Raw genomic sequence first — 9,264 nt, forward strand, 5'->3', positions numbered from 1 at the left:
CCGGCGGCGGTCAGCCGGTGCCGCGGCCCCCGGCCTCACGGCGGCGGAGGAAGGTTTCGAGTCCCGCCAGATCGTCGGTGTTGAGGTGGTCGACGCCCGCGGCGAGGAGCTCGGTCCAGACGGCTTCGCGCCCCGGGCCGGCGGTGTCGGGGGTCCCCCAGAAGCGGACCCGCTGTCCCCGCGCGTGGGCCGCCGTGACGAAGGTGCGCAGCCGCTCCCGTTCGGCGGCGGGGAAGGGCCCTGCCCCCTGCCAGTCGAAGGCGGTGGCCCAGTTGGTGCTGATGAGGGGGATGAAGGAGGCGGGCGCGGCGGTGCCGAGGTCGTCCGGCCGGCCGTCGTAGAAGGCGTACCGGGTGGTCCGGGTCTCCATCGGGGTGCGCGCGGCGCGGTCTCCCGAGACGACGGCGGTGACCGCGCCGGCGCGGACCCGGCCCTGGGCACAGCGGGTGAGGATGCGGCGGTAGCGGGTGAGTACCCGGTCGAGCACCGGGTAGGTGGCGGCGCCGTCGGTCTTGATGTCGATCAGCAGCTGAAGCGGGCCGGGGTGTCCGGCGTGGACGCGGCCGTGGTTCGCCCGGACCGTGGCCAGCAGGGGGTCGAGGTAGAGCGAGCTGAGCGTGCGTGCGGGGTCGAGGCTCTCGGCCTCGTGGGCGACGAGCAGTTCGCCGCCCACGAGGAAGATGTCCGCCTCGACGCTGGTGAACCCGTGCGCGAGCGCGTCGTACAGCGGGCGCGGGTGCAGGTAGTCGTTGTGCGCGTGGGCGCGGGCCAGGGGGCGGGGGCCGCGGGGACGGGCACTCGCGGCCGGGGCGGCTGCGGCGGACCGGGCGGGGATGAACGCGCCTGCCGCGGCAGTGGCGAGGGCGGTGGTGACGACTCTGCGACGGGTCAGGTGTGCCATGGGGTCTCCCTGAGACGGTCGGGGGGCAGAGCGGGCGGGGGGACGCGACGAGTATGGGGGCGCGGGCACCCCGAAAGGCAGGTACTCGCCAAGAGTTGAGCGGGCTGTCGCCCTCCCGTCGGACACGCTGCGCCTGCTGTTCCCTCCCTCCGCGCCCGGACATGCCGGGGCGGGGCGCGTACGGCTCCACGCGCCCCGCCCCGGACCCGTCGCCCTACGGCGCCGGCAGCTCCATCAGCTCGGCCACGGACTCGCGGTGGCGTCCCGCGCTGCCGTAGGCGAGCGAGTCGGCCTTGGCCCGCTTCAGATACAGGTGCGCGGGGTGCTCCCACGTCATGCCGATCCCGCCGTGCAGCTGGACGCATTCCTCCGCCGCGTGCACGGCCACCCCGGAGCAGTAGGCCTGCGCCACGGCCACCGCGAGGGCGGTGTCCGGGCTGCCGGTGGCCAGCGCGTCGGCGGCGTTGCGGGCGGCGGCGCGGGCGGAGACGACCTCCAGCCAGAGCTGGGCCATCCGGTGCTTGAGCGACTGGAACGAGCCCACCGGCCTGTTGAACTGGTGGCGTTCGCGGGTGTACCGGACGGTCTCGGTCAGGCACCACTCGGCGAGCCCGAGCTGTTCGGACGCGAGCAGCCCCGCACCGGCCAGCAGGCCCCTGCGCACGGCGACGGCCGCCGGGCCCGCCTCGGCGAGCCGGGTGCCCCGGGCCCCGGTGAGGGTGACCGTGGCGAGCGGGCGGGTCAGGTCGAGGGGGACCAGCGGCTGGACGGCGACACCGTCCCCGCCGGCCTCGACCGCGTACAGCCCCTGCGCCGTGGGCACCAGCAGCACGTCGGCGGCGGCGGCCTCGGCGACGCCGGTCACGGTCCGCTCCAGGGTCCCGGTCATCGCCAAGGACGCGTCGGCGGGCGGAGTGGCGAAGGGCAGGGCGAGGACGGCGGTCCTGCGGCCCGAGGCCAGCTCGGTGAGGAGCGCGGCGACCGGGCCGCCGTCGTCGCCCAGGGCGAGGAGGATCTCGGTCGCGACGACCGCGCTCGTCAGGTACGGCGCCGGGGCCACGCTGCGCCCGAGCTCCTCCAGCACCACGGCCGCCTCACGGTGGCCGGCGCCCTGGCCGCCGAGCTTCTCCGGGACCAGCAGCCCCGCGGCCCCGATGCCCACGGCAAGCGATTCCCACAGCCGCGGGTCGTACGGCGTGTCGGACTCGGTGCCGGCGATCACCGTCGGCGCGTCGGCCCGGTCGGCGAGCAGCGCGCGTACGGCGGACCGCAGGTCGTCCTCGGCTTCCGAGTAGAGCAGGTCGGGCGCCTGGGCTGCTTCGGTCTGTGCGGTCATCGGGCGAGGTCCTTCCAGGCGACGTCCTTGTCGTTGCGCGGTTCGGCGGGCAGTCCGAGGACGCGCTCGGCGACGATGTTGAGCAGGACCTCGCTCGTACCGCCCTCGATGGAGTTGCCCTTGGACCGCAGGTAGCGGTAGCCGGCGTCCCGTCCGGTGAAGTCCACGAGCTCCGGGCGGCGCATGGTCCAGTCGCCGTACAACAGGCCCTCGTCTGCAAGGAGTTCGACCTCCAGCCCGCTGATCTCCTGGTTGAGGCGGGCGAACGCGAGCTTCATGCCGGAGCCTTCGGGGCCGGGCTGCCCGGCGACGAGCTGCTGGCGCAGCCGCTCGCCGGTGAGCCTGGCGACCTCGGCCTCGACCCAGAGGGCCAGCAGCCGCTGGTGGAGGTCGTGGGTGCGCAGGCCGGGCTGTTCGCGCCAGGTCCTCGCGACGGTGCCGATCATGCCGCCCTCGCGGGGGATGCGTGCTCCGCCGATGGAGACGCGCTCGTTCATCAGCGTGGTCTGCGCGACCTTCCAGCCGTCACCGACGGGGCCGAGCCGCCTGCTGTCCGGGATGCGTACGCCGGTGAGGAAGACCTCGTTGAACTCGGCCTCACCGGTGATCTGCCGGAGCGGCCGCACCTCGACACCGGGGTCGGTCATGTCGCAGATGAAGTAGCTGATCCCGCGGTGCTTGGGGACGTCCGGGTCGGTCCGGGCGATCAGGATCGCCCAGCGGGCCACGTGGGCACTGGACGTCCAGACCTTCTGCCCGTCGACCACCCAGTCGCCCGACCCGTCCCTGACCGCGCGCGTGCCGAGCGCGGCGAGGTCGGATCCGGCGCCGGGCTCGCTGAAGAGCTGGCACCACACCTCGTCGCCGGTCCACAGCGGACGCAGGAAGCGCCGCTTCTGCTCCTCCGTGCCGTATCCGAGGATCGTCGGGGCCGCCATGCCGAGGCCGATGCCGATGCGGCGCGGATCGTTGTCGGGGGCGCCCGCGGCGGCGAGTTCGGCGTCGGCGACGGTCTGCAGGGAGCGCGGCGCGTCGAGTCCGCCGAGCCCGACGGGGTAGTGCACCCAGGCCAGGCCCGCGTCGAAGCGCGCCCCGAGGAAGTCGGAGCGGTCGGTGGTGGCCGGGGGGTGGGACGCCAGGAGTTCCCGGGTGAGGTGGCGGATCCGGGCCGCGTCGGGTGCGGTGCTCACCGGGCGCCTCCCGACGGCAGGACGACGATGCGGCCGGTGCTGGCGCCGTCGGCGACCCGCTGTACGGCCCGTGCCGCGTCGGCCATGGGTACGCGCTCGCTGATCAGCGGCTTGATGAGGCCCCGCGCCGCGAGGTGGGTGAGTTCGTCGTGGCAGGCGCGGACCGCGGCGGGGTCCTTGGTGTTGTACAGGCCCCAGTGGAGTCCGGCGATCGAGTAGTTTTTCACCAGGGCGTGGTTGAGGGCCGGGGCGGGGATGTCACCGCTCGCGAAGCCCACGACGACGACGCGGCCCTCGAAGGCGACGCACTTGACGGACTTCGCGTAGGCGTCACCGCCGACCGGGTCGTAGACGACGTCCGCGCCGCGCCCGCCCGTGGCCTCCTTCACCGCCGCGACGATGTCCTCGCTCCGGCGGTCGATGACCAGGTCGCATCCCAGCTCGCGCGCGACGGCGGCCTTCGCCGCTCCGCCGACGACCCCGATGACGGTGGCTCCGGCGGCCTTGCCGAGCTGGACCGCCGCGCTGCCGACGCCGCCCGCGGCGGCGTGGACCAGCAGCGTCTCACCGGCCTGGAGACGGGCGCGCCGGTGCAGCCCGAACCAGCCGGTCTGGTAGCCGATGTGCAGTGCGGCGGCCTCGGCGTCGTCCAGCGCGTCGGGGGCCGGCAGCAGGGCCGCCTCGTCGGCGACGACGTAGTCGGCGAAGCCGCCCCGCGGGAGGGCGGGGGTGGCGAGCACCCGGCGCCCGTCCTCCGTCTCACCGCAGATCTCGACACCGGGGGTGAAGGGCAGCGGGGGCCGCACCTGGTACTGGCCCCGGCAGAGCAGCGCGTCGGGGAAGTTGATGTTCGCCGCCCGCACCCCGAGCAGTACCTGCCCGTCGCCGGGCACCGGCCGGTCCGCCTCCTCGAGCTCCATCACCTCGCCCGGCTCGCCGTTCCGGTGCACTCGCCATGCCTGCATGAGGGGCCTCCACAACACTGTCGGCATTACCACTGCTCCGGCGCATACTAAGCGGTCGCTTGCCTATCTGGGAACACCTCGTACGGGTCGGCCCCCACCCGTTCACGGCCGCTTCGGCTTGGCCCTGACATGCATCCGCTCCCCCTGCGGCCCGAACAGGCTGAGGAATTCGACCGGCTCGTCGCCCGCCGGGCCGAACCAGTGCGGAAGCCTGGTGTCGAACTCGGCCGCCTCCCCCGGGGACAGGACCAGGTCGTGCTCGGCGAGCTTGAGCCGCAGCCGCCCGTTGAGCACGTACAGCCACTCGTACCCCTCGTGGGTGCGCTGCTCGGGCGTCTCGGAGCAGGCGGCCTTCTGGACGACCTTGTACGCCTGGAGACCTCCGGGCCTGGAGGTGAGCGGCAGGGAGGTCTTGGAACCGTGCACGATCGGCTTCGCCCTGACCCTGGGATCGCTGACCGGTGGCGCTCCGACGAGATCGTCGAGCGGCACCTCGTGGGCCCTCGCGATCGGGAGCAGCAGTTCCAGGCTGGGCCGGCGTCCGCCGGATTCGAGGCGGGACAGGGTGGAGACGGAGATACCGGTCGCCTCGGAGAGCGCGGCGAGCGTCACGCCCCGGTCCTTGCGCAGCCTCCGCAGCCGTGGACCGACCCCGGTGAGCACGGCGTCGAGTTCGGGGTCGTCCTGGTTCTGTTCCTTCATGGCACCCATTGCAGAATCAGCAATCGCGTGTGTCAATCACGCACCCCCACGGATGCGGTGGACGGCCCGGGCCCCCGCACGGGCGGGTGCGGCGCCGGGCGGTCAGCGGGCGAAGAGCTCGAAGGTGACGGCTGGGCGCCCTCCGAAGCGCTCGGCCGCCGCCCCGGTGGTACCGGCGAGGAAGGCACGGCAGTACGCCTCCGGGTCCTCGTCCGTCAGCACCTCGATGTAGGTGCGGTGGGCCAGCAGCGACCGGACGGAGCGTTCGAAACCGGGCGCCGCGTCGACCGCGTGGGTGGGCCGGCCGGTGCCCGCCACGGCCACCCAGCGCACCCCGTCCCAGGGCTGGAGGCCCTGCTCACCGAGCTCGGGGAAGATCCAGCGGTTTCCCGCGTCGCCCGCGGCGTCCAGGGTGGCGCGGCCGACCGCGCGGTGGTCCGGGGTGTTCCACGCCACGCCGCCCCAGGTGTCGCGGTGGTTGAGCGTGATGAGCAGTTCGGGGCGGTGGCGGCGGATCGCGGCGGTGATGTCACGGCGCAGAGCCGTGCCGTACTCGACGACGCCGTCGCGATGACCGAGGAACTCCACGGAGGTGACCCCGACCACCTCGGCGCTCGCCCGCTGCTCCCGCTCCCGCAGCGGGGCGCACCGGTCGGGTGGGACGGTGTCGATGCCGGCCTCCCCACGGGTCGCCAGCAGGTAGGCGACCTCGCGGCCGCCGTCGGTCCAGCCGGCCACGGCGGCGGCGCAGCCGTACTCCAGGTCGTCGGGGTGGGCGACCACCGCCAGCGCACGGCGCCAGTCCGTGGGCATGGGTTCCAGCTGCTGGGTCATGATCGGCAGGCTATCCGCGGGACAGGGGCGGATGCACGCATTCCGGAAGCGGTTCCGGGCAGGGGGACAAGGACCGGCCCCGGTCGGACGCACCCGTCGGCCGACCGTGCGGAGCCGGGTCCAAAAATACCCCTGGGGGTATTATTCACCGGGCACCGGGAGCAGCACCCCGGACCGCCCCACCTCCGGCGACCGAAAGGAACCCAGCCCGTGATCAGCCCCGCATCCCTCTCCGCCTCCGAGGCCGCGGCCCGTCTGGAGGAGTTCACCGTCATCGACGTACGGGCCCCCGGCGAGTACGCCTCCGGGCACGTGCCCGGCGCCCTGAACGTTCCGCTCGACCGGCTCCCCGAGGCGGTGCCCGCCCTGAAGTCGGCCTCCGCGCGCGGCGCGCTGCTGGTCGTCTGCGCCTCGGGCGTACGGTCCACCCGGGCGTGCGAGATCCTCGCCGACGCCGACATCGACGCCGCGGCACTGGCCGGCGGCACCTCGGCGTGGGAGGGCGACGGGCACGGACTGGACCGCCCGCCGGGCGCCCGGGCGGTCTGGCCGATCGAGCGCCAGGTGCGGCTGGCAGCCGGTTCGCTGGTGGTGGCCGGCGTGGTGGCGGGCCGGCGGTTCCCGGCGGCACGGTGGCTGGCGGCCGGCGTGGGCGCCGGCCTCGCCTACTCCGCCGTGACCGGCACCTGCGGCATGGCGGCCGTCCTCGGAAGGCTTCCGCACAACCGCGCGCCCCGCCCGGAAGCCGGCCTCGACGCCACACTGGACGCCCTCCAGGGCTGACGGCCCCGGTCGCGCCGGGCTCCTCCCCCACGGGATCGGACGAGCCCGGCGCACCCCCGGAGGGGTGGCGCTACCGGTCGCTCTCGCCGCGCACGAGAGCCAGCAGCCGGTCCAGCACGTGCGGGCCGCCCGCGCGCACACCGTCGTGCTCGTACTCGCTGGTCACCCAGGTGCGCAGCCCGCGGATCGAGGACGCGGTGCGCAGCGCGTGGCCGGTGTCCACGTACATGTCGTCGTGGTAGACGGCAGCGGCCACCGGCACCTCGTTGGCCGCGAGCCGCCCCGCGTCGTAGAGGACGGGCCAGTCGGTACGGGCGGCGAGCAGTTCCGCCGTCTCGCGCAGGGGGCGCAGCGCGGGATCGACGTCGAAGTGCCAGGGGTGGACGCTCTCGCCGGTGAAGAGCACGGGTCCGTCGCCCGCCAGCGCGGACGCCGCGTCGAACTGCGGGAACTCGGCCCGGACGCGCTCGGCCGCCCAGCCGGTGGGCCGTGCGCCCTGCCCGTAGATCGCCTCGTGCATGAGGGCGTACAGCGGGTGGCCGGCGAACGAGGTGGCGGTGCGCATGGCCTCCTGGAAGGCGTCGGACAGCTCGGGGCCGTCCGAGCCTTCGACGAACGCGTTCTCCAGGAGGTAGTGCAGCTGGTGGCTCCCGCCGCCGGAGCCCAGCATGATGCCGAGGGACTGGAACCCCTCGGGCGTCAGGATGTGCCCGGCGCTGTCGGGGCGGTGTTCGGCGAGGTGCGCGGTGATCGCGCGGGCGCGGGCGACGTCCTGCGGGTAGCGGGCGTAGTGCGCGGCGACCTTCCGCTCGATCCTCGGGTACGCGGCGCGGTAGACCTCGTCGGCGTGCGCGTCGAGGGAGGGCAGGCCGCCGGTGATCAGGACGGCCGCGAGCCCTTCCGGGGCGGCCGACAGGTAGCGCACGGCGCAGAAACCGCCGAAGGACTGCCCCAGGACGGTCCACGGGGCGCCGCCGGTCAGACGGGGGCGGATCAGTTCGCAGTCGCGGACGATGCTGTCGGACCGGAAGTGGGCGAGGTGGTCGGCCTGTTCGCGGGGGCCGCCGCGGAGCGGGAGCGTCTGCCGGTTGGCGGGCGTGGACAGGCCGGTGCCGCGCTGGTCCAGGAGCAGCACCCGGAACTCGCGCAGGGCCCGTCCCAGCCAGGCCTCCGCGCCGACGAACCGGCGGGCGCCGAAACCGGGGCCGCCCTCCAGGTAGAGCAGCCACGGGAGGTCCTCCGTGCCCCTCCCGCTCGCCACCGCTTCACGGCCGAAGAGCTCGATCGTCTCGCCGCCCGGGTCGTCGTGGTCGAGGGGCACCGTGAAGCGTCGGTCGGTGAAGAGGACGCCGGGCTGGCGATAGCTGTTCAAGAGAACTCCTGTATCCGCTGTTTCCCTGACAGTTCAGCACATCACCACGACCGGGCCGACCGCAGCCCGCGGGCCCCGCGCACGGCCGGATCCCGGCTGTGCGGCGCGGGCCGGCGGGGCACCGTCCGGCCCGGCCGGGGGTGTCCGCGGAGGGCCGGGGCGCACCGGACGCACCGGACGCGCGGGGCCTTCGGCCGGATTCACCGGCGCCTAGCATTTACCCGCGTGTGCAATTATTGCCTACGCCAGTAACCATCGCACGCGGATCGGCTCGGTCCGCCCCAGGAAAGGCACCCCCATGCCCACGGTCCCCACGGTCACCCTCAACAACGGGGTCACGATGCCGCAGCTCGGCTTCGGCGTCTTCCAGGTCCCCGACGACGAGACCACCGCCGCCGTCGCCACGGCGCTCGAAGCGGGTTACCGCTCCATCGACACCGCCGCCGCCTACGGCAACGAGGCGGGCGTGGGCCGCGCACTGGCCGAGTCCGGGATAGCCCGCGAAGAGCTCTTCGTCACAACGAAGCTCTGGAACGCGGACCAGGGGTTCGACTCCACCCTCGCCGCCTTCGACGCCGGTCTGGCCAGGCTCGGCCTCGACCATGTGGACCTCTACCTCATCCACTGGCCCGCACCGGCCCGCGACCTGTACGCCGACACCTGGCGGGCGCTGGAGAGGCTGCTGGCCGAAGGCCGGATCCGTGCCGCCGGCGTCTCCAACTTCCGGCCCGCGCACCTGCGCCGGCTGCGGGAGGAGAGCCCCCTGGTCCCGGCGGTCAACCAGATCGAGCTGCACCCCGGGCTCCAGCAGGGCGAACTGCGCGCCCTGCACGCGGAGTACGGCGTCACCACCGAGGCCTGGAGCCCGCTGGCCCAGGGCGCGCTGCTGGACGAGCAGGTCCTCGTCCCACTCGCGGAACGGCACGGGAAGACACCGGCCCAGGTGGTCCTGCGCTGGCACCTCCAGCTCGGCAACGTCGTGATCCCCAAGTCGGTCACACCCGCCCGCATCCGGCAGAACATCGACGTCTTCGACTTCGAGCTCACGGCGGCCGACATGGACGCGATCACCGGCCTGGACCGGGGCATGCGCACGGGACCGGACCCCGACACCTTCGGCTGACCGGCGTCCCGCGTCCGGTCGGCGCGGTCCGGGCAGGTCCCCCGTGCCTGCCCGGACC

Annotated in this window: 9 protein-coding genes; 2 read left to right on the plus strand and 7 right to left on the minus strand. The window is 74.1% G+C overall.

Annotation, left to right across the window (positions count from 1 at the left end; translation table 11 throughout):
- Positions 1-10: 10 nt before the first annotated feature.
- The 6 genes from ACFVS9_RS14175 to ACFVS9_RS14200 form a co-directional block, all read right to left on the minus strand.
- Entirely contained in the window at positions 11-901 is an 891-nt protein-coding gene (locus tag ACFVS9_RS14175) for a phosphatidylinositol-specific phospholipase C/glycerophosphodiester phosphodiesterase family protein (RefSeq protein WP_383113837.1), read from the minus strand.
- A gap of 214 nt (positions 902-1,115) precedes the next feature.
- Complete coding sequence (locus tag ACFVS9_RS14180; protein WP_383113838.1) at positions 1,116-2,237, minus strand: acyl-CoA dehydrogenase family protein; 1,122 nt, start codon at positions 2,235-2,237, stop codon at positions 1,116-1,118.
- A complete protein-coding gene (locus ACFVS9_RS14185; RefSeq protein ID WP_389932050.1) occupies positions 2,234-3,427 on the minus strand; it encodes an acyl-CoA dehydrogenase family protein in 1,194 nt (397 codons plus the stop codon). The genes ACFVS9_RS14180 and ACFVS9_RS14185 overlap by 4 nt, the downstream gene beginning before the upstream one ends.
- Positions 3,424-4,392 (minus strand): NADPH:quinone oxidoreductase family protein, encoded by a 969-nt coding sequence (locus ACFVS9_RS14190; RefSeq protein WP_383113840.1) that lies wholly within the window; start codon positions 4,390-4,392, stop codon positions 3,424-3,426. Before ACFVS9_RS14190 ends, ACFVS9_RS14185 begins: the two co-directional genes overlap by 4 nt.
- Before the next feature lie 102 nt (positions 4,393-4,494).
- Positions 4,495-5,094 (minus strand): helix-turn-helix domain-containing protein, encoded by a 600-nt coding sequence (locus ACFVS9_RS14195; RefSeq protein WP_389932052.1) that lies wholly within the window; start codon positions 5,092-5,094, stop codon positions 4,495-4,497.
- A gap of 102 nt (positions 5,095-5,196) precedes the next feature.
- Positions 5,197-5,928: a PIG-L deacetylase family protein gene (locus tag ACFVS9_RS14200; protein WP_383113842.1), complete on the minus strand. Its 732-nt coding sequence runs from the start codon at positions 5,926-5,928 to the stop codon at positions 5,197-5,199.
- A gap of 210 nt (positions 5,929-6,138) precedes the next feature.
- Between ACFVS9_RS14200 and ACFVS9_RS14205 the strand changes: the two genes are divergently transcribed.
- Positions 6,139-6,711 carry a rhodanese-like domain-containing protein gene (locus ACFVS9_RS14205; protein WP_383113843.1) on the plus strand — a complete coding sequence of 191 codons (573 nt, stop codon included), beginning with the start codon at positions 6,139-6,141 and terminating at the stop codon, positions 6,709-6,711.
- A 70-nt stretch (positions 6,712-6,781) separates the two neighbouring features.
- On the opposite strand, the gene ACFVS9_RS14210 is transcribed toward ACFVS9_RS14205, so the two are convergent.
- Positions 6,782-8,083: an alpha/beta fold hydrolase gene (locus tag ACFVS9_RS14210; RefSeq protein WP_389932055.1), complete on the minus strand. Its 1,302-nt coding sequence runs from the start codon at positions 8,081-8,083 to the stop codon at positions 6,782-6,784.
- Positions 8,084-8,381: 298 nt separating this feature from the next.
- On the opposite strand from ACFVS9_RS14210, the gene ACFVS9_RS14215 reads away from it, so the two are divergent.
- Positions 8,382-9,206, plus strand: a complete 825-nt coding sequence (locus tag ACFVS9_RS14215; RefSeq protein WP_383113845.1) for an aldo/keto reductase — start codon at positions 8,382-8,384, stop codon at positions 9,204-9,206.
- The last annotated feature ends 58 nt before the right edge of the window (positions 9,207-9,264 follow it).

Origin of the sequence: Streptomyces sp. NPDC058008, assembly GCF_042886395.1 — a bacterium.
Classification (GTDB): Bacteria; Actinomycetota; Actinomycetes; order Streptomycetales; family Streptomycetaceae; genus Streptomyces.

What these genes read in the sequence shown, in the direction of transcription:
- ACFVS9_RS14215 (WP_383113845.1), top strand. Translation starts at nt 8,382, where the DNA reads ATGCCCACGGTCCCCACGGTCACCCTCAACAACGGGGTCACGATGCCG.
- ACFVS9_RS14180 (WP_383113838.1), bottom strand. Translation starts at nt 2,237, where the DNA reads ATGACCGCACAGACCGAAGCAGCCCAGGCGCCCGACCTGCTCTACTCG.
- ACFVS9_RS14190 (WP_383113840.1), bottom strand. Translation starts at nt 4,392, where the DNA reads ATGCAGGCATGGCGAGTGCACCGGAACGGCGAGCCGGGCGAGGTGATG.
- ACFVS9_RS14200 (WP_383113842.1), bottom strand. Translation starts at nt 5,928, where the DNA reads ATGACCCAGCAGCTGGAACCCATGCCCACGGACTGGCGCCGTGCGCTG.
- ACFVS9_RS14175 (WP_383113837.1), bottom strand. Translation starts at nt 901, where the DNA reads ATGGCACACCTGACCCGTCGCAGAGTCGTCACCACCGCCCTCGCCACT.
- ACFVS9_RS14195 (WP_389932052.1), bottom strand. Translation starts at nt 5,094, where the DNA reads ATGAAGGAACAGAACCAGGACGACCCCGAACTCGACGCCGTGCTCACC.